This window comes from Scandinavium sp. (assembly GCF_036271055.1).
Lineage (GTDB): Bacteria > Pseudomonadota > Gammaproteobacteria > Enterobacterales > Enterobacteriaceae > Scandinavium.
On sequence record NZ_DATBBJ010000043.1, the window covers coordinates 63046 to 80932 of the forward strand.

At 51.4% G+C, this 17887-nt stretch carries 22 protein-coding genes and 2 tRNA genes; 14 read left to right on the top strand and 10 right to left on the bottom strand.

The genetic code is table 11. The features are described from left to right. Positions 1-60: 60 nt before the first annotated feature. From fliL to rcsA, 8 genes are all read left to right on the top strand, one after another. Positions 61-528: a flagellar basal body-associated protein FliL gene (gene fliL / locus VH187_RS06495; RefSeq protein WP_329700665.1), complete on the top strand. Its 468-nt coding sequence runs from the start codon at positions 61-63 to the stop codon at positions 526-528. Positions 529-532: 4 nt separating this feature from the next. After that, positions 533-1537 carry a flagellar motor switch protein FliM gene (gene fliM, locus VH187_RS06500; protein WP_329700666.1) on the top strand — a complete coding sequence of 335 codons (1005 nt, stop codon included), beginning with the start codon at positions 533-535 and terminating at the stop codon, positions 1535-1537. Then, positions 1534-1947 carry a flagellar motor switch protein FliN gene (fliN, locus tag VH187_RS06505; protein ID WP_329700667.1) on the top strand — a complete coding sequence of 138 codons (414 nt, stop codon included), beginning with the start codon at positions 1534-1536 and terminating at the stop codon, positions 1945-1947. Before fliM ends, fliN begins: the two co-directional genes overlap by 4 nt. Position 1948: 1 nt before the next feature. Beyond that, positions 1949-2332: a flagellar biosynthetic protein FliO gene (gene fliO / locus VH187_RS06510; protein WP_329700668.1), complete on the top strand. Its 384-nt coding sequence runs from the start codon at positions 1949-1951 to the stop codon at positions 2330-2332. After that, entirely contained in the window at positions 2332-3069 is a 738-nt protein-coding gene (fliP, locus tag VH187_RS06515; RefSeq protein WP_329700669.1) for a flagellar type III secretion system pore protein FliP, read from the top strand. The genes fliO and fliP overlap by 1 nt, the downstream gene beginning before the upstream one ends. Positions 3070-3080: 11 nt before the next feature. After that, entirely contained in the window at positions 3081-3350 is a 270-nt protein-coding gene (gene fliQ, locus VH187_RS06520) for a flagellar biosynthesis protein FliQ (RefSeq protein ID WP_329700670.1), read from the top strand. Positions 3351-3355: 5 nt separating this feature from the next. After that, positions 3356-4150: a flagellar biosynthetic protein FliR gene (fliR, locus tag VH187_RS06525; RefSeq protein ID WP_329700671.1), complete on the top strand. Its 795-nt coding sequence runs from the start codon at positions 3356-3358 to the stop codon at positions 4148-4150. Between the two features lie 283 nt (positions 4151-4433). After that, on the top strand, positions 4434-5057 hold the full coding sequence (gene rcsA / locus VH187_RS06530; protein ID WP_329700672.1) for a transcriptional regulator RcsA: 624 nt from the start codon (positions 4434-4436) through the stop codon (positions 5055-5057). Between the two features lie 47 nt (positions 5058-5104). On the opposite strand, the gene dsrB is transcribed toward rcsA, so the two are convergent. Further along, positions 5105-5293, bottom strand: coding sequence for a protein DsrB (dsrB, locus tag VH187_RS06535; RefSeq protein WP_329700673.1), 189 nt, complete (start codon positions 5291-5293; stop codon positions 5105-5107). 131 nt (positions 5294-5424) lie between these two features. Here dsrB and yodD point away from each other — a divergent pair, with 131 nt between their 5' ends. Together yodD and VH187_RS06545 are read left to right on the top strand one after the other, a co-directional pair. Further along, complete coding sequence (gene yodD, locus VH187_RS06540) at positions 5425-5652, top strand: YodD family peroxide/acid resistance protein (RefSeq protein ID WP_329700695.1); 228 nt, start codon at positions 5425-5427, stop codon at positions 5650-5652. A 206-nt stretch (positions 5653-5858) separates the two neighbouring features. Beyond that, positions 5859-6674, top strand: a complete 816-nt coding sequence (locus tag VH187_RS06545; RefSeq protein WP_329700674.1) for a mannosyl-3-phosphoglycerate phosphatase-related protein — start codon at positions 5859-5861, stop codon at positions 6672-6674. On the opposite strand, the gene dgcQ is transcribed toward VH187_RS06545, so the two are convergent. The 3 genes from dgcQ to VH187_RS06560 form a co-directional block, all read right to left on the bottom strand. Next, positions 6653-8353, bottom strand: a complete 1701-nt coding sequence (gene dgcQ, locus VH187_RS06550; protein ID WP_329700675.1) for a cellulose biosynthesis regulator diguanylate cyclase DgcQ — start codon at positions 8351-8353, stop codon at positions 6653-6655. The genes VH187_RS06545 and dgcQ overlap by 22 nt on opposite strands. Before the next feature lie 73 nt (positions 8354-8426). Next, a complete protein-coding gene (locus VH187_RS06555) occupies positions 8427-8606 on the bottom strand; it encodes a YodC family protein (protein ID WP_329700676.1) in 180 nt (59 codons plus the stop codon). A gap of 77 nt (positions 8607-8683) precedes the next feature. Next, positions 8684-9592 carry a DUF808 family protein gene (locus tag VH187_RS06560; protein ID WP_329700677.1) on the bottom strand — a complete coding sequence of 303 codons (909 nt, stop codon included), beginning with the start codon at positions 9590-9592 and terminating at the stop codon, positions 8684-8686. A gap of 188 nt (positions 9593-9780) precedes the next feature. Between VH187_RS06560 and yedA the strand changes: the two genes are divergently transcribed. Beyond that, positions 9781-10692, top strand: coding sequence for a drug/metabolite exporter YedA (yedA, locus tag VH187_RS06565; protein WP_329700678.1), 912 nt, complete (start codon positions 9781-9783; stop codon positions 10690-10692). Here yedA and VH187_RS06570 read toward each other — a convergent pair. The 4 genes from VH187_RS06570 to drpB are packed head-to-tail and all read right to left on the bottom strand — an operon-like array spanning position 10667 to position 13650. Beyond that, the gene (locus VH187_RS06570) at positions 10667-11161 is read right to left on the bottom strand and encodes a very short patch repair endonuclease (protein WP_329700679.1); all 495 of its coding nucleotides are present in this window, start codon (positions 11159-11161) and stop codon (positions 10667-10669) included. The genes yedA and VH187_RS06570 overlap by 26 nt on opposite strands. Further along, on the bottom strand, positions 11145-12566 hold the full coding sequence (locus tag VH187_RS06575) for a DNA cytosine methyltransferase (RefSeq protein WP_329700680.1): 1422 nt from the start codon (positions 12564-12566) through the stop codon (positions 11145-11147). The genes VH187_RS06570 and VH187_RS06575 overlap by 17 nt, the downstream gene beginning before the upstream one ends. A 57-nt stretch (positions 12567-12623) precedes the next feature. Then, complete coding sequence (locus tag VH187_RS06580) at positions 12624-13319, bottom strand: phosphohydrolase (RefSeq protein WP_329700681.1); 696 nt, start codon at positions 13317-13319, stop codon at positions 12624-12626. Between the two features lie 52 nt (positions 13320-13371). Next, a complete protein-coding gene (drpB, locus tag VH187_RS06585; RefSeq protein ID WP_329700682.1) occupies positions 13372-13650 on the bottom strand; it encodes a cell division protein DrpB in 279 nt (92 codons plus the stop codon). Between the two features lie 683 nt (positions 13651-14333). Between drpB and ompC the strand changes: the two genes are divergently transcribed. Further along, a complete protein-coding gene (gene ompC / locus VH187_RS06590; protein ID WP_329700683.1) occupies positions 14334-15488 on the top strand; it encodes a porin OmpC in 1155 nt (384 codons plus the stop codon). Between the two features lie 181 nt (positions 15489-15669). Here the strand turns inward: ompC and VH187_RS06595 are convergent. Next, a tRNA-Ser gene (locus VH187_RS06595) sits at positions 15670-15759 on the bottom strand. A 92-nt stretch (positions 15760-15851) separates the two neighbouring features. On the opposite strand from VH187_RS06595, the gene mtfA reads away from it, so the two are divergent. Then, positions 15852-16649 (top strand): DgsA anti-repressor MtfA, encoded by a 798-nt coding sequence (gene mtfA / locus VH187_RS06600; protein ID WP_329700684.1) that lies wholly within the window; start codon positions 15852-15854, stop codon positions 16647-16649. Between the two features lie 100 nt (positions 16650-16749). Beyond that, positions 16750-16825 (top strand) — tRNA-Asn (locus VH187_RS06605). A 44-nt stretch (positions 16826-16869) separates the two neighbouring features. Here VH187_RS06605 and cbl read toward each other — a convergent pair. Then, on the bottom strand, positions 16870-17820 hold the full coding sequence (gene cbl, locus VH187_RS06610) for an HTH-type transcriptional regulator Cbl (protein WP_329700685.1): 951 nt from the start codon (positions 17818-17820) through the stop codon (positions 16870-16872). Positions 17821-17887 lie beyond the last annotated feature (67 nt).

Genomic DNA, 17887 nt, shown 5'->3' on the forward strand with positions numbered 1-17887 from the left:
ATAATCACCGGATATAGCAGTACCGAAATAGCTATACCTAATAAAGGAAAGCCGTAACAGATGACAGACTCCGCGATCACAAAGAAGAGCAAACGCTCAATCTGGATCCCGCTGCTGGTGTTGGTGACACTCGCGGCCTGCGCTACTGCAGGCTATAGTTACTGGCGAATGCAGCAACAACCCTCCGCGCATGCGAAAGCTGAGGCACCGCCTCCGCCAGCCCCCGTATTTTTGGCGATGGACACCTTTACGGTGAATCTGGGCGACGCCGATCGCGTGCTCTACATTGGGATTACGCTGCGTCTTAAAGATGATGCGACCCGCACACGTCTGAACGATTACCTGCCGGAAGTGCGCAGCCGCCTGCTGCTGCTGTTCTCTCGTCAGGATGCGACCAAATTGGCTACAGATACCGGAAAACAAGACCTGGTAGATGCCATCAAACAGACACTTGCACCACCTCTGGTGGCGGGCCAACCGAAGCAGGAAGTGACAGACGTGTTGTATACAGCTTTCATTCTGCGGTAATCCCATGGGCGACAGTATTCTTTCTCAGGCCGAAATTGATGCGCTGCTGAACGGCGACAGCGACAAGAGTGACGAACCCCAAGCCGGTACGCCCGGCGAAGGTGACATTCGTCCCTATGATCCCAACACCCAGCGTCGCGTGGTGCGCGAGCGCTTGCAGGCGCTGGAAATCATCAACGAGCGTTTTGCACGTCAGTTTCGTATGGGGCTGTTTAACCTGCTGCGTCGTAGCCCGGATATTACCGTCGGCGCGATCCGCATTCAGCCCTATCACGAGTTTGCCCGTAACCTGCCGGTGCCGACCAACCTTAACCTGATTCACCTGAAACCTTTGCGTGGCACAGGTCTGTTCGTGTTTTCACCAAGCCTGGTGTTTATAGCGGTCGACAACCTGTTCGGCGGTGATGGGCGTTTCCCAACCAAAGTGGAAGGCCGTGAATTCACCCACACAGAACAGCGCGTGATTAACCGCATGCTGAAACTGGCGCTGGAAGGCTACAGCGATGCGTGGAAAGCGATTAACCCGCTGGAAGTGGAATACGTGCGTTCCGAGATGCAGGTGAAATTCACCAACATCACTACTTCGCCGAACGACATTGTGGTGAACACGCCATTCCATGTGGAAATCGGCAACCTGACCGGCGAGTTCAATATTTGCCTGCCGTTCAGCATGATTGAGCCGCTGCGCGAGCTGCTGGTCAACCCGCCGCTGGAGAACTCCCGCAGCGAAGATCAGAACTGGCGCGAAAACCTGGTGCGCCAGGTGCAGCACTCTGAACTGGAGCTGGTCGCCAATTTTGCCGATTTCTCCCTGCGCCTGTCGCAAATTTTAAAACTCCAGCCAGGTGATGTACTGCCGATCGATAAACCGGATCGCATCATTGCCCATGTGGATGGCGTGCCGGTGTTGACCAGCCAATATGGCACGGTAAACGGTCAATACGCGCTGCGCGTAGAGCATTTGATCAACCCGATTTTGAACTCGCTGAATGAGGAACAGCCCAAATGAGTGATATGAATAATCCGTCCGATGAGAACAGCGGTGACGTGGACGATCTGTGGGCTGAGGCGTTGAACGAACAGAAAACGACCGTCAACAAAAGCGCGGCCGACGCGGTATTCCAGCAGTTGGGCGGCGGTGATGTCAGCGGCACATTGCAGGACATTGACCTGATCATGGACATTCCAGTCAAGCTCACCGTTGAACTGGGCCGCACCCGGATGACCATCAAAGAGCTGCTGCGCCTGACGCAAGGTTCGGTTGTGTCGCTGGATGGCCTTGCCGGTGAACCACTGGATATCCTGATCAACGGTTACCTGATCGCTCAGGGTGAAGTTGTTGTCGTCGCCGATAAATACGGCGTGCGTATTACCGACATCATTACGCCGTCCGAACGTATGCGTCGCCTGAGTCGTTAAGATGAAACCCCAAATAGCTGTTGCTCATCAGCCCATCACCGCCTCTCCGGCATCCACACTTGTCGATGTGAGCGGCGCGCTGCTGGGGATTATTTTGCTGATTCTGGCAGCGGCATGGCTGGCGAAACGTTTTGGTGTAAGTGGCGTGAAAAGCGCCGCCACCAAAGAGTTGAAAGTCAGCGCCAGTACGGCGCTTGGTCAACGTGAAAAAGTCGTGATTGTTGATGTGGAAGATGCCCGCCTGGTGCTGGGCGTCACCGCCAGTCAGATAACGCTGCTGCATAAACTGCCGCCAGCGGTCATCGACCCTAACACCCCTAAACCTGAAACCCCTGATTTTGCCTCACTGATGAAATCCGTTATTAAGCGCCCTGGGAGAGACTGATGCGCCGCCTGTTGTCCCTTTCGCTTCTTGCGCTGTTAATGCTGTCCCCGGCGGCCTTTGCTCAGTTACCCGGACTGGTGAGTCAACCTATGCCTGGCGGGGGTCAGAGCTGGTCGCTGCCGGTTCAGACACTGGTGTTTATCACCTCGCTGACCTTCCTGCCGGCTATTTTGCTGATGATGACCAGCTTCACGCGCATCATTATCGTCTTTGGCCTGCTGCGCAGCGCGCTCGGTACAGCTTCTGCGCCACCGAACCAGGTGTTGCTCGGTCTGTCGCTGTTCCTGACCTTTTTTATCATGTCGCCGGTTATCGACAAGATTTACAACGATGCCTATCAGCCGTTCAGCCAGGACAAAATCACGCTTGAACAAGCGATTGATAAAGGCTCGCAGCCGCTGCGCGAATTTATGCTGCGCCAGACTCGTGAAGCCGATTTAGCGCTGTTTGCACGCCTGGCGAATACGCCACCGATTCAAGGCCCGGAAGCCGTGCCTATGCGCATTCTGCTCCCCGCTTATGTCACCAGCGAGCTGAAAACCGCGTTCCAGATTGGCTTCACTATCTTTATTCCGTTCCTGATTATCGACCTGGTGATTGCCAGCGTGTTGATGGCGCTCGGGATGATGATGGTGCCCCCGGCAACCATTGCGCTGCCGTTCAAGCTCATGCTTTTCGTGTTGGTAGATGGCTGGCAGTTGCTGGTCGGCTCGCTCGCACAAAGTTTCTACAGTTAAGGAGCGCCGTCATGACCCCTGAATCGGTAATGATGCTGGGCACAGAAGCGATGAAAGTCGCGCTGGCGCTGGCTGCTCCTTTGCTTTTGGTGGCGCTGGTCACCGGTTTGCTGATCAGTATTTTGCAGGCTGCGACGCAGATTAACGAAATGACGCTGTCGTTCATTCCGAAAATTATCGCGGTATTCATCGTCATCATCGTCGCTGGCCCGTGGATGCTCAACTTACTGCTCGACTATGTGCGCACGCTGTTCACCAACTTGCCGTACATCATCGGATAAGACGCATGATTCACGTCACCAGCGATCAATGGCTGCACTGGCTTAGCCTCTATTTCTGGCCGCTGCTGCGTGTGCTGGCATTGATTTCAACTGCGCCTATCCTGAGCGAGAAATCCGTTCCTAAGCGCGTGAAATTGGGGCTGGGGATCATCATTACGTTCATTATCGCGCCTTCCCTTCCCGCAACAGATGTGACGCTATTTTCGCCTAATGCGCTGTGGCTGGCGTTACAGCAAATCCTGATTGGCACTGCGCTTGGCTTTACCATGCAGTTTGCTTTCGCCGCGATCCGTTTCGCCGGGGAAGTTATTGGCCTGCAAATGGGGCTGTCGTTCGCGACCTTTGTTGACCCAAGTAGTCATCTCAGTATGCCGGTGTTGGCCCGTATCATGGATATGCTGGCCATGTTGCTGTTCCTGGTTTTTAACGGCCATCTGTGGCTGATTTCGCTGCTGGTCGACACTTTTCACACCTTGCCGATTGGCGGTCATCCGCTTAACAGCAATGCGTTTATGGCGCTGAGTCGTGCCGGTGGGCTGATTTTCCTCAATGGCCTGATGCTGGCCTTACCGATTATTACGCTGCTGCTGACCATCAACCTGGCGCTCGGCATGTTAAACCGTATGGCGCCGCAGCTGTCGGTGTTCGTTATCGGTTTCCCCATCACCCTGACGGTTGGCATTATTTTAATGGCAGCGCTAATGCCACTTATTGCCCCCTTTGCTGAACACCTGTTCAGTGAAATATTCGATCTATTAGCAGATATTATCAGCGAGTTACCAAAAATAAGTTCTCCTTAATATTAAAAGGGTCATCCTAAGGATATTCTTAAAACATAACTGCAAAAACATCTACCAGGATATATCTGGCGCGGTTCAATTGCTTTTACCCTTCTCACATAACATAACATTTACTTTACTTTAAGAAGATTCCTGGCAAATTATACGTAACTTTACGGGATAGTTGAGGTCGCCCGATTGTCTTTCCTTTGCTCTTTATTAGTTCAGGTTTAATGCGCTCTGACAATTAAGATGCAATCGGGCTATGGGTTAATTATCGTTACGCATTGAGTGAGGGTAAGCCATGTCAACGATTATTATGGATCTATGCAGTTACACCCGGCTTGGACTAACCGGGTATCTTACTAGCCGGGGGATAAGGAAGCGTGATATCGGCGATGTAGAGAGCATCAGTGAGCTTGAAGAGGCCTGCGGGACACTGCACCCGTCTGTCGTGTTCATTAATGAAGACTGCTTTATCCACGATACAGACAGCAGTCAGCAAATAAAGCAGATCATTAATCAACACCCCAGGACACTGTTTATCGTCTTTATGGCTATTGCTAATATTCATTTTGATGAGTATCTGATGGTCAGGGATAATCTTTTAATTAGTTCGAAATCGATTAAACCTGAATCACTGGATGGCATTTTGGCCGACTACCTGCATAAGCTCAGTGAGAATGTTAGCAAAGTTAACATCCCCACTCTTTCATTAAGCAGGACTGAATCAAGTATGCTGAAAATGTGGATGTCGGGACAAGGAACGATACAAATTTCCGACCAGATGAATATTAAGGCCAAAACGGTATCATCACATAAAGGTAATATTAAAAAGAAAATAAAAACCCACAATAAGCAGGTTATTTATCACGTTGTCCGATTGACAGATAATGTGACGAGCGGGATCTACGTCAATATGCGCTGAAATAATGTGCAAGCACTGGCGGAACAGTTCCGCCAGTGGAAAAACCGTCAGTCCGCTTTCTCAACAAAAATGCCGTCATTGTGACCGACTTCATTAAAAAACCAGATGCCAAGCGGGTAATCTTCCAGCGCCACCAGATACATAATCCCTTCACTAAATTGCTCTACGGCCAGCACCACGCCAGGCCGACGCGGTCCACCGTCCGTTTTGACCGTTACGCGATCGTTAACCTGCATACCTTTTCTCCTGTCTTTTACTTCAAGCCAGTGTAGAACAAAACGCCCGCGCTGGCAGCGCCTGCCGCGCCAATGGCTGTTTTTTTCGACGGTCTATACTCTAAGGTGGATGAATGTATGAGGACCCTGGAATGAAAACAGCCAAAGAGTATAGCGATACGGCCAAGCGCGAGGTCAACGTGGATGTCGATGCCTTGCTGGACGCCATCAACGAAATCAGTGAAAGCGAAGTTCACCGCGCCGGTGACGACCCGCATCATGTCAGTATTGATGGGCGTGAGTACCACACATGGCGCGAACTGGCCGAAGCGTTTGAACTGGATATTCATGACTTCAGCATCACTGAGGTGAATCGTTGACAGAGATTGCGGGTAAAAAAAACCCGACCATGGAAGGGTCGGGTTGAAGCTTGCTTTAGCAAGAAGCACTTGAAAATTCGTTACACCAGGAAATCTGATGCGGATAAGACATTATCCTCAATTTTTTTGTAAGACAAGCATTATTCATAATTACTGTGAATGGTTTTAGGATTTTACTTGCATGGAATTACGTTTAAGGAGAGGAAATGCCTGACCTACAAAAGCCGCTTATCGTCTTCACTGACGTTGAAGGCACCCTGCTCGATAGCCATACACAGCAGTGGCAAGCCGCCAGTGACTGGCTACTTCGCCTGCAAGACCATCAGGTGCCGGTGGTACTGTGCAGTAGCAAAACGGCAGCAGAAATGATGCTGCTGCAAAAAGAGCTGGGACTCGGTTCTCAGCCGATCATTGCCGAAAACGGCGCGGTCATTCAGTTGGCTGGTGAATGGGAAGACGATGACATGTTTCCGCGACTCATCACCGGTTCACCGCATGAAGAAATCCAGCATATCCTGCAACAGTTACGGGAAAATGACGGTTTCAAATTCACGACCTTCTCGGATGTGAGTGCTCAGGAAGTGGCTGAATGGACCGGAATGACCCTCAAACACGCGGAACTGGCGCGTCTGCATGAAGCGTCCGAAACGTTAATCTGGCGCGACAGCGATGAGAAGATGCTGGCGTTTACCGAAACACTTGCCTCGCTCGGCCTGCAATTTGTGCAAGGTGCGCGCTTTTGGCATGTGCTGGATGAACGCGGCGGCAAAGCACAGGCGGTAAGCTGGCTGCTCGGTCGCTATCAGCAGCGGGAAGGATTTCGTCGGGTTTCTATTGGGTTGGGCGACGGACCGAATGACGCGCCGTTGCTGGACACCACCGACTATGCGGTGGTGGTGAAAGGCCTGAATCGTGAGGGGATCACATTGCGGGATGACACGCCAGAACGGGCATATCACACTCAGGAGAGTGGCCCGAACGGCTGGCGCGAAGGGCTTGATTACTGGCTTTCATCATCCTGACAGCACACCTGGTTACGCCCTTTCTGTTTAGCCAGATAAAGACGACCATCGGCAATGGATTGCAGATATTCAATGCCATACAGCCCTTTTTCATCGCTGCTGCTGACGCCCAGTGAGGCGCTGATCCGCAGCGTCGCACTTTTACCAATCAATATCTCACGGCTATTAATACGGGCGCGGATCCGTTCAGCCATCGCGCATGCCTCTTCCCGGGTGGCCCCCGGCAAAACAATGCAGAACTCTTCCCCGCCCACACGCCCGGCTAAATCCTCCTGACGAATTTGCGCCCCAATCATTCCGGCGACGTGACTCAGGACGCGATCGCCCGTCTGATGACCGAAACGATCGTTAATGCTTTTGAAATGGTCGAGATCGAGCTGAATCACTGAAACGGGCAATCCTTGTGCTTCACTGTGTTTCGCGGCTTTATCAGCCAAATCGAACAGCGTGCTACGGTTATACAAGCGGGTCAGGCCATCATGCCACGCTTGCCATTGCAGTGATCCTTGAAGCGTACTCATGTTGCGGACCATCCGGCGGATGACCACCCAGGACAAAATCAGCATTGAAGTAAACAGTAGCCACAGCATTCCCAACGCAATTGAAATGGTGCCGAAATCACCGCGCACACCTTCATCGAGATGATGAATTCTTAGCAGGACACCGTCGTAATTACGTAGCTTTTCCCAGTTGACGTAGCGGGTTGTAAAACGCAAGTCTCCACGCGTACCCTTCTCAAACGCTTGGGCCAGTTGCGCTTTTTCAGGCTCGCTTAGCGGAGCAGGCGTCGTTCCGGCGTCCAGTGACGTGGCAATCAGGTTCATTTTGCGGTCATACAACCGATACTCGCCTTCTGCTTCCCCCTGCTTTGCCAGCATCAGCAGCTCTTTCATTTGTGGCAGCGAAAACTCAATCGCCAGCACGCCGTGCCAGTAGTGTTGATAATCAAGAGGTAGAGACACCGCCACGCGGCGCATCTCGCCATTCGGCGTATCGGCCATCCAGCTTAACCAGCGAATGTCGCGGCTCGGGTTATTTTCCTGTGATTGATCGGCAAACCAGGGGCTTGTGACCAGCGCATAATACTGCTCGACCACATCATTGTTATTCGCCAGCGGATTACTGGAAATGAAGAACCCGGCGCGGGAAACATACAGCATTTGTTGCGTCGTGCGCTTAAGCGTAGTGGACAAGCGCAGCAAATAGCCGACTTCAAGCGTCGCAGTCAGTTCATTGCTCAGTAACGCGTTTTCACGGGACAGCATCGTCGTTTCATTCACAAAGGCATCCGAAACGCCGAACACCGGCAACGTACGCTGATTATTCAATGAAATTGACCACTGATGCTGCGTGCGCAGGCGTTCAAAATCGACGTCCGCATTGCGTAACACTTCGAAGGCCAGCGGCGTCTTCAGCGCCGCCTGCATCCCGTTACGGTAGAATGTCAGCCGGTCGATATTGACCTGTAACTGGTTATTGAGTTCATGTGCCACGTTTTCCAGCGTGTTGCGTTGGCTGGAAATATAGGCATCTTCAAGAACGGCGACTTCACGCCATGTCAGCAGCGTTGAGAACAGCAGGACGATAAAAAAACAAACGTTGACCACCCGACCCGGGTTGGCATGGCGGCTGAGTCTGTTCAGCCAGCGCGAACTTTCCACTCGTGTTACGTGGGGCACACAAACTCCCTGACTATTCCCTGATACCGGTTAACAACCAACGAAAACGCCCGGCAGTCGCCGGGCGTGGTCATTATACCTCGTCCTGGACTCGCCGATCACCGGGTAAGAGTTCATCTTCGTGAAACGCTTCACGCTTCACGCCAAACCCGTCATACCAACGGCATTCAACCATCCCGCTGGCATAACCCGTCACGACCATTCGCGGTCCGCCACTTTTCGGCTTAACTTCATCACTGACCAAATAGACCATAACTGCCTCCGGTATCAGAGAGAAACTGTTTCACGATAGCCGAAAATGGACCACTTTGCGTAATACCTGAAAAAGATTTACTCAGCAGAACGCAGCCGTGACACCAGGTTGACGCCCGCCAGCACAACGGCGCCCACCACTAAACCAAAAATCAAATTGAACAGCGTCGGCAGCAGCATCGCAATTACACCGCCCAGCCCTGCTGCAAAGGTTTCGATGGCGTGGTGTAACGGTACAATCCCGTGAACCACGATCCCGCCGCCGACCAGAAACATCGCCAGCGTCCCCACCACCGACAGCACTTTCATCAGTAAGGGAGCAATAAACAGCAAGGTTTTCCCCACCGCCTGCGCTATCGCACTGGTTTTCTCCACCAGCCAATACCCCATATCATCGAGCTTGACGATCACACCGACGAGGCCATACACGCCAACGGTCACCAGAATGGCAATCCCGGACAGAACAATCACCTGATTGAGTAACGGCGAATCAACCACAATCCCAAGCGTTATCGCAACAATTTCAGCGGACAGAATAAAATCAGTGCGCACCGCCCCTTTTACTTTATCGCGCTCAAAGGATAACGGGTCCTGATTGGCGATGGCTTCCAGTCTCTGCTGGCGAGCCTGGGGATCTTCTTTATGCTTGCGGGCATGCAGCGTGTGCACCACTTTTTCAAAGCCCTCGAAGCATAAAAACGCGCCGCCGAGCATTAACAGTGGCGTGATAGCCCAGGGTAAAAATGCGCTGATCAACAACGCCAGTGGCACGAGGATCACTTTGTTAATGAATGAACCTTTCGCAACGCTCCACACCACGGGCAATTCACGGTTGGCGCGCACGCCCGTCACCTGTTGCGCGTTGAGCGACAAATCATCCCCCAAAACCCCGGCAGTTTTCTTCGCCGCCAGTTTGCCCATCACAGAAATATCGTCCAACAAGGTCGCGATATCATCGAGTAACGTTAAAAGACTGCTCCCGGCCAAATGAGGCTCCTTTTGTTCTTTGTTGATTTAGCTGACATACAGTATGAGGCAAAAGGCGCGTTGCGCCCAGGCACACAAAGTGTCAACAAAAATACAACATAATCCACTGATTAAAGCGCTCGCCAGACGGATAGTTTTCCCGTTAACTATATGCGCCCTTCTTATTTCTCTTTTCGTCGTGAGGACGTATGCACGTCAGACAGCTATTACCGCTCATTGGAGCGCTTTTTGCACTTTATATCATCTGGGGATCGACCTATTTTGCCATCAGCATCGGGGTGGAAAGCTGGCCGCCAATGATGATGGCGGGTGTGCGTTTCCTTTCCGCTGGCGTGTTATTGATGGGCTATTTGCTGTTAACCGGGCATAAACTCCCTGCTCGCCGTCCACTGCTGAACGCCGCGTTAATTGGCGTGCTGTTACTGGCAATCGGCAATGGGTTTGTCACTATCGCGGAACATCAGCATGTCGCGTCGGGCATTGCTGCTGTGGTGGTTGCCACCGTGCCGCTGTTTGCGTTGTGCTTTAGCCGCTTTTTTGGCATTGCTACACGTAAGCTCGAGTGGCTCGGCGTGGCCATCGGTCTGGCGGGTATTGTGTTGCTGAACAGCGGCGGCAACCTTAGCGGCAATCCTTGGGGTGCAATCCTGATTTTGATTGGCTCATTAAGTTGGGCTTTTGGTTCGGTCTATGGCTCGCGCATTGAATTACCGACCGGGATGATGGCCGGTGCGGTTGAAATGCTGGCGGCGGGCATTGTGCTGATGTGCGCCTCAATGCTAACCGGCGAGCGATTGACGCAGATGCCGACGCTGTCGGGCTTTCTGGCGGTAGCATATCTGGCAGTTTTCGGCTCATTGATTGCCATAAATGCTTATATGTATCTGATTCGCAATGTCTCACCCGCTGTTGCGACCAGCTATGCGTATGTCAACCCGGTGGTGGCGGTCTTGCTCGGCACCAGTTTTGGCGGGGAGTCTCTGTCGTCGGTGGAGTGGCTGGCGCTGGGGGTGATTATCTTTGCCGTGGTGTTGGTGACACTCGGGAAAACGCTTTTCCCGCTACGCGCGACCGTTACGTCGTGTGAGGTTGAGAAGTAACCGTCAGCGGCGCAATGCCCTGTGTATCAATCTGCGCGCAGCCTACGCCCGCGCAGATCCACTCTTCCAGTCTCTCCCGTATTGCCTCATCGCTCAGTTTATATTTTCCGCGTAATGCACATTCCCAAACCACCAATACTCGCCAGCCCTGCTCTTTCAATCGATCAATATCTCGCGCGTCGCGCTCCACGTTTTTACCGATTTTTTGCAGCCAGAAATCCGTACGCGTTTCGGGTACTTTAAACAGATAGCAATCGTGATGGTGCCAGAAACAACCGTGCGTAAAGAGAATGCAGCGATGTTGTGCGAGGACAAAATCCGGGCGACCCGGCAGCGTGGGATCCTGAACGGTGAAATCGAATCCCGCCTCGCTCAACAGCGCGGCAAGGCGTTTTTCGATAGCGGTATTCTGCGTGCCGATGGCACGCATATTTTTACTGCACGTGGCCGGATTATGAACGTCCGCCATCGGCTTTCTCGGCCTGGCGTCGTTCTGCGGCCTGTAGAATACGGGATTTGAGCAACTTCGCCACGGCGGCAAACGCAGGCACGACGACGGAATTACCAAACTGACGGTAGGCCTGGGTGTCCGACACCGGAATGCGGAATTGATAACCCTGTGGAGACTCAAAACCCATTAATCGCGCACATTCGCGCGGGGTCAAACGACGCGGACGACGCTGCTGGTTCTGTGGATCATCAAAGTTTTTCTCACCCAACGCTTTATCCCAACCGCGATCGATAAGGATTTCCGCGCCGTCTTTGTAGTAGCGCGCAGAAAGCGTACGCGCAACGCTGCTGGCTCGCGTCGGATCAACCAGACCATAACCAAAGCCGTTGCCACGCGCCTGATGCTTTTTGGCATAGCGATAAAGGTATTTCCACAATACCGGCGTGAGGATAAATTTCGCGTCCACCGTGGGTTCGAGCAATTCCCCAAATGTTGGGCGACGTTCAGGGTACAAGGCAGGCAAATCCCGCAACGTGAAGTCTTGTTTCAGATTCAAATCACGGCGAAAACCGACCATCACAATGCGTTCACGATGCTGCGGCAAGAAATGTTGCCCGTCGATAATTTTAGGATCATCAGCGCCCATTTCGGCTGAATCGGCAACGTCATAGCCCAGCGAGTCCAGCGTTTGCATGATGATTCGGAAGGTTTTGCCTCCATCATGACTTTTCAGGTTCTTCACGTTTTCCAGCACGAAAATGGCCGGACGACAGGCGTCAATAATGCGGGCCACATCGAAAAACAATGTCCCCTGGGTATCACAGGCAAAACCGTGCGCACGACCCATCGCGTTTTTCTTGGATACGCCTGCCAGTGAAAACGGCTGGCATGGAAAGCCCGCAAGCAGCACATCATGCTGAGGAATAATGCTGCGAATATGTGCGGCGGCTTCATTGTCACTGACGTCTGCTTTATGGCTCAGCGTCACATCGCGAATGTCTTCATTGAACTGATGTTCTGCGGGGTCGCAGTACCAGTTGGCTTTGTAGGTGCGGACCGCGTGCTTGTTCCATTCGCTGGTAAACACGCACTGGCCGCCAATCGCCTCGAAGCCGTTGCGGATGCCGCCTATTCCGGCGAACAAATCAATAAAACGAAAATGCTTAGGATTCGACGTCGGCTGAGGCAGTAACGTCGCGAGACGAGCGTACTCGTTATCGCCCAGTCGACGATTGATTTTGCCGTTGTCGATGGCGCGTTTGAGGATCGCCGGACTCCAGTGCTGTTCACCTACTGCGTTTAACGTGGCAACCAGCGTTTTCACATCATAAATCGTCAGTAGCTGGTTGAGCAGCGTTTGTGCATCTGGCCCGGAAAATTCCGCGTCTTGTGGGGGGCGTGTGCGAATAAGTGTGTGCTGCATTTCAGTCACCGGGACAGACTATTTTCGCTGAGAGTAACACAATTTCTCTTACTGAACTCAGATGCCCGGTTCAAAACGCGCCAGAATCGCCTCATCATATTGCAGATAATCGCCCTGCAATTCAGCGCTCATTTTCGCCATAAACTGCACCAGATAGCGGGCGTTATGCTCAGCCAGCGCTTTCCCCTGCTCGGTTTGCATCGTAGCGGGCAGGCGCAGGAGTTTGTTCTGAAAATGATCGAGGGCATAACGTTGGTCGTTTAGCGCTCGCGAATCGGCAAAGGGATCTTCGGCATCAAATAAGGACACATTCAGTCTGCCTGCTACCGAAAAAACACGCGCTAACCCGATGGCGCCTAACGACTCCAGACGGTCGGCGTCCTGCACAATTTTGGCTTCCCGCGTCTGGGGCGTGATGTTCGCGCTGTGGCTGTGCGCTTCAATGGCATGCGCCACTGCTGGGTAAAGATCTTCTGGGAAATCAGGGAAATCCTCGCGCAGAATCGACACTGTTTTTTCCGCAGCCAATGCAGATGACCGGCTGCGTTGCGGGTGATTTTTCGCCAGGCTCACAATGTCATGAAAATAACAGGCGGCCAACATAACCCGTTCGTCGATATTTTCCTCTACGGACAAACGTTGGGCGGTAGCCCAGACACGGCGGAAGTGGGAAATATCGTGGGCAGCATCGTCGTCGTTATGATGTTGTCGTAACCAATTTTCAAAACGTTGCTGCCAGAGTTGTACTGTCATTCACCGCTCCTTTTCATACGCGCAAGAGCCGCAAGAATAGCAGTTTTTTGTTTCAGCTTCCTGACGTCCCGGAATGGCGGGGGCGTGTGTACCATGCTATTCCGCCCAGAATGGCGCCCACAACACTCAGCACCAGAAAACCAAGCAATGCGCCTAACCACTTACCTTCTGTCGAACCCAATTCCCCTTCAAGCGTAGTACCAGGAATGGACTCAATTTGGCTGACAACCCAACCATAACGCAGCATCGCCCAGATAAAGTATCCGCAAAAAGCATAAAACAACCACAACGCCAGCGTGCCACCGGGACCACGCGAAAGCCTTTCGGTCAAAAAAAGAGATTCTTCCTGTTGATACTGAAATGTTTCGTCTTTCACTTAACGCCACCAAAAATGTGAATTTCGTCACATTATAGCCTCGCGCACGGCTCAGAAAAGAGTTGGGCGCTTTCTTGTTTCATTGAGTTGCTGTTCTTTTGATCTTTGGCAAATTTTGCGTCACGCCGATGGCGTGTCATTCTCAAACTACTCTTTTTGGCATTGTTAATTTGAATATTTTCTTACGTCGAAGTGTAGATATCCCCATGTCTGCTTCCGAACTATAATTAATTTACCTCCTGTGCAACTATTCCCTGCCTTTTGTTGTTTTTACACTGCACTCATTTTATTAACTTTAATAGCACCTGACCTCGCCATGGTCAGGTTTTTTTTCGTCATTTTCATACCCCCCATGATTACATCTCAATGTATCATTCACACAACAAATAATGTTTCCAAAAATCGCTCAACTCACTAGCAAATCCATTACAACCCAATAGATAAGCGGCATGAATGCCAAAGCAATCTCAATTACAAATACATATATTACAGCCAAATGGAAATAAATTGAAATATTTTAAATAACTTATTTACATGTTTTCTTTAAATTAAAATGAACTTCATCGCTACTATTTATTTCGCTTCTCGGATAGGTTGCACCTATATTCAGGATATTTATAAATCAAAGGAATTATATAATGAAAAGAAAAGTACTGGCGATCCTTATGCCTGCGTTGTTACTGGCAGGCGCAGCAAATGCAGCAGAAATCTATAATAAAGACGGTAATAAACTCGATCTGTACGGCAAAGTTGATGCGCGTCATCAATTTTCTGACAATGCTGGCAGCGATGGCGATGAGACCTATGTTCGTCTCGGTTTCAAAGGCGAAACCCAGATCAACAGCGAACTGACTGGCTACGGTCAGTGGGAATACAATATCCAGGCAAACGGCACCGAAGGTAGCAGCGACTCTGCAACCCGTCTGGGCTTTGCTGGGATGAAATTCGGCGACTACGGTTCATTCGATTATGGCCGTAACTATGGCGTTGTCTACGACGTAGAAGCCTGGACCGATATGCTGCCAGTGTTTGGTGGCGACTCTTATACCTACACCGACAACTTTATGGTTGGTCGTGGTAACGGTATGGCGACCTACCGTAACAGCGATTTCTTCGGTCTGGTTGATGGCCTGAGCTTCGCGCTGCAGTATCAGGGTGCGAACGAAGGTTCTGAATGTAATGAAATTGGCTGTGCAATGGATCAGGAAGGCACCAATAACCGTGGTGATCTGAGCAGCATGCGTAGCGATAACGGTGACGGCTTCGGTCTGTCAACTGTTTATGATTTCGGCATGGGCCTGAGTGCTGGTGCTGCGTACGCATCGTCTGATCGTACCAACCAGCAGGAATCTTACAGCACCGCCGGCGGCGAAAAAGCTGATGCCTGGACCTTCGGTCTGAAATATGATGCAAATGATGTCTATCTGGCCGCTATGTATGCTGAAACTCGCAACATGACGCCGTTTGGTAACAATGATGCATTGATCGCCAACAAAACTCAGAACTTCGAAATCACTGCACAGTATCAGTTCGATTTCGGCCTGCGTCCTGAAATCTCTTACCTGCAGTCAAAAGGTAAAGACCTGACTGACGACTTTGTCAACAACAGCGACTGGAACGATAAAAATCTCGTTAAATACGTTTCTGTTGGCGCCAACTACTACTTCAACAAAAACTTCTCCACCTACGTTGATTACAAAATCAACCTGCTGGACAACGATGACCAATTCTACACCGCGACAGGTATCAATACTGACGACGTAGTTGGCGTTGGCATGGTTTACCAGTTCTAAGAATCACTTTGCATTTCGAGCCCGCCACGTGCGGGCTTTTTTTATGCGTGTTTTTTATGAATGAAAGGGAGCATTCCTATCACGCGAGTGAATATCGGGTTATAAACTGTTCAAAGAGGAAGAGAAAAAGGTATCTGTGACGAGGGTCGTTGAAAATATTTTTTGTAACTGCTTGAATAATTGGCGGAGAGAGGGGGATTTGAACCCCCGGTAGAGTTGCCCCTACTCTAGTTTTCGAGACTAGTCCGTTCAGCCGCTCCGGCATCTCTCCGCTGAGTGGTTGCCATGATGCCTGGTTCTTTGGCATTTTAACAGACCCTGTCCCTTCAATTGGCATCAAGTGACGAGTTTGCGAGCAAAGCGATGATTAAATGGCCCTGGAAAGCACATGACGCCCCTCATAGCGCGGATCTCCCGTGGGAACAGGCCATTGCCATACCTGTTCTGGCAAGCCTTTCGCCTGAAGAACAGCTCAGGCTGGTAAAGCTTGCCGATCGTTTTCTGCAACAAAAACGGCTTGTTCCTCTTCAGGGGCTCGAACTGACCTCTCTGCAAAACGCCCGTATCGCCCTGCTTTTTTGCCTGCCAATCTTGTCTCTCGGGATCGAATGGCTCGATGGTTTTCACGAGGTTTTGATCTACCCTGCTCCCTTTGTGGTGGATGACGAATGGGAAGACGATATTGGGCTAATTCACAACCAACGCGTGGTGCAATCAGGCCAGAGTTGGCAGCAAGGACCGATCGTGCTGAATTGGCTGGATATTCAGGATTCGTTCGACGCTTCAGGTTTTAACCTGATTGTCCACGAAACGGCACATAAACTGGACGTTCGCAACGGTGACCGAGCCAACGGCGTACCGCTGATCCCCTTGCGTGAAGTTGCGGGTTGGGAGCATGACCTGCACGCCGCAATGAACAATATCCAGGATGAAATCGATCTCGTCGGTGAAAGTGCAGCCAGCATTGATGCCTATGCCGCCACTGACCCTGCTGAATGTTTCGCCGTGCTCTCAGAATACTTCTTCAGTGCACCGGAGTTGTTTGCCCCCCGCTTCCCCGCGCTGTGGCAACGTTTCTGCCATTTTTATCAGCAGGATCCGTTACAGCGGATTCGTGAAAATGGGGATGATGACGGCAGGAATTTCCGCGTAGTACACTAAAACGACACATTGCAGCTATTTCATGCAATTGAATCAGTCAGTTAATTTTAGTGTTGACACAAAAAAGGCACGCCTTTAGTATGTGCCTCGTTCACACGATTCCTCTGTAGTTCAGTCGGTAGAACGGCGGACTGTTAATCCGTATGTCACTGGTTCGAGTCCAGTCAGAGGAGCCATATTTGAAAAGCCTGCTCAGGTAACTGAGCAGGCTTTTTGCTTTCTAGATTTGATAATCGATAGCCACTTCTTCCGGTTCCATCACCTGCCGCTTGATTTCCTCAACAGACAGACCCGCATTACACAGCTCCAGAAAACGCCAGACATAGTTACGCTGTAATTGACCGCGTTTAAGCCCAAGCCAAACCGTATTCGCATCAAAAAGATGGTGCGTATCGAGCCGTGTTAGCCTGCCGGTTTCCTGATTATCGCCTGATTGCTCCGCCACCAGGCCGATGCCCAACCCCAGTTCTACGTAGGTTTTGATGACATCAGAATCCTGCGCGCTAAGCACAATATCCGGGACCAACCCTTTACGATTAAAAGCTTCATCGATGCGCGAACGCCCGGTAATGCCCTGGCGATAGGTGATAAGCGGCCAACGGGCGATGGCTTCCAGTGTTAGCGGGACAGTTTGCGTCAAAGGATGCCCTTCTGGCACCAGAAGATTGTGATGCCAGCGAAACCACGGAAACGCCGCCAGCGTTGAATCATTGCTTAACCGCTCACTGGCGATACCGATATCCGCCCCACCATTATGCAGAAGCGTTTCGATTTCCTGCGGCGTGCCCTGAATCAGCTCCAGCCGCACCTCTTTGAATAATTCTCGAAACGCCTTAATCACTGGCGGCAAACTGTAGCGTGCCTGAGTGTGCGTAGTCGCGATGGTCAGTACGCCAGAAGCGTCGTTGGTGAACAGATCAACAAGACGACGCACATTGCTCGCCTCATTGAGGATACGCTCGGCAATCACCAGCAGCGCTTTGCCGGGCTCGGTCATGCCAAGCAGGCGTTTACCACGACGGATGAAAATCTCAATGCCGAGCTCTTCTTCCAGTTCACGGATATGACGACTCACGCCAGACTGTGAGGTGTAAAGCATGTTGGCGACTTCGGTCAGGTTGTAATCCTGCCGTGCCGCCTCGCGAATAATTTTGAGTTGCTGGAAATTCACCCTTTCCTCCAGGGACCTTCAGACATAACGCTATTGTTAGAGTCTGCGCCCCTGCTGAACAAATAAT

Coding starts and splice junctions, on each gene's coding strand:
- fliL (WP_329700665.1), top strand. CDS start 61: ATGACAGACTCCGCGATCACAAAGAAGAGCAAACGCTCAATCTGGATC.
- fliM (WP_329700666.1), top strand. CDS start 533: ATGGGCGACAGTATTCTTTCTCAGGCCGAAATTGATGCGCTGCTGAAC.
- fliN (WP_329700667.1), top strand. CDS start 1,534: ATGAGTGATATGAATAATCCGTCCGATGAGAACAGCGGTGACGTGGAC.
- fliO (WP_329700668.1), top strand. CDS start 1,949: ATGAAACCCCAAATAGCTGTTGCTCATCAGCCCATCACCGCCTCTCCG.
- fliP (WP_329700669.1), top strand. CDS start 2,332: ATGCGCCGCCTGTTGTCCCTTTCGCTTCTTGCGCTGTTAATGCTGTCC.
- fliQ (WP_329700670.1), top strand. CDS start 3,081: ATGACCCCTGAATCGGTAATGATGCTGGGCACAGAAGCGATGAAAGTC.
- fliR (WP_329700671.1), top strand. CDS start 3,356: ATGATTCACGTCACCAGCGATCAATGGCTGCACTGGCTTAGCCTCTAT.
- rcsA (WP_329700672.1), top strand. CDS start 4,434: ATGTCAACGATTATTATGGATCTATGCAGTTACACCCGGCTTGGACTA.
- dsrB (WP_329700673.1), bottom strand. CDS start 5,293: ATGCAGGTTAACGATCGCGTAACGGTCAAAACGGACGGTGGACCGCGT.
- yodD (WP_329700695.1), top strand. CDS start 5,425: ATGAAAACAGCCAAAGAGTATAGCGATACGGCCAAGCGCGAGGTCAAC.
- VH187_RS06545 (WP_329700674.1), top strand. CDS start 5,859: ATGCCTGACCTACAAAAGCCGCTTATCGTCTTCACTGACGTTGAAGGC.
- VH187_RS06555 (WP_329700676.1), bottom strand. CDS start 8,606: ATGGTCTATTTGGTCAGTGATGAAGTTAAGCCGAAAAGTGGCGGACCG.
- yedA (WP_329700678.1), top strand. CDS start 9,781: ATGCACGTCAGACAGCTATTACCGCTCATTGGAGCGCTTTTTGCACTT.
- VH187_RS06570 (WP_329700679.1), bottom strand. CDS start 11,161: ATGGCGGACGTTCATAATCCGGCCACGTGCAGTAAAAATATGCGTGCC.
- VH187_RS06575 (WP_329700680.1), bottom strand. CDS start 12,566: ATGCAGCACACACTTATTCGCACACGCCCCCCACAAGACGCGGAATTT.
- VH187_RS06580 (WP_329700681.1), bottom strand. CDS start 13,319: ATGACAGTACAACTCTGGCAGCAACGTTTTGAAAATTGGTTACGACAA.
- ompC (WP_329700683.1), top strand. CDS start 14,334: ATGAAAAGAAAAGTACTGGCGATCCTTATGCCTGCGTTGTTACTGGCA.
- mtfA (WP_329700684.1), top strand. CDS start 15,852: ATGATTAAATGGCCCTGGAAAGCACATGACGCCCCTCATAGCGCGGAT.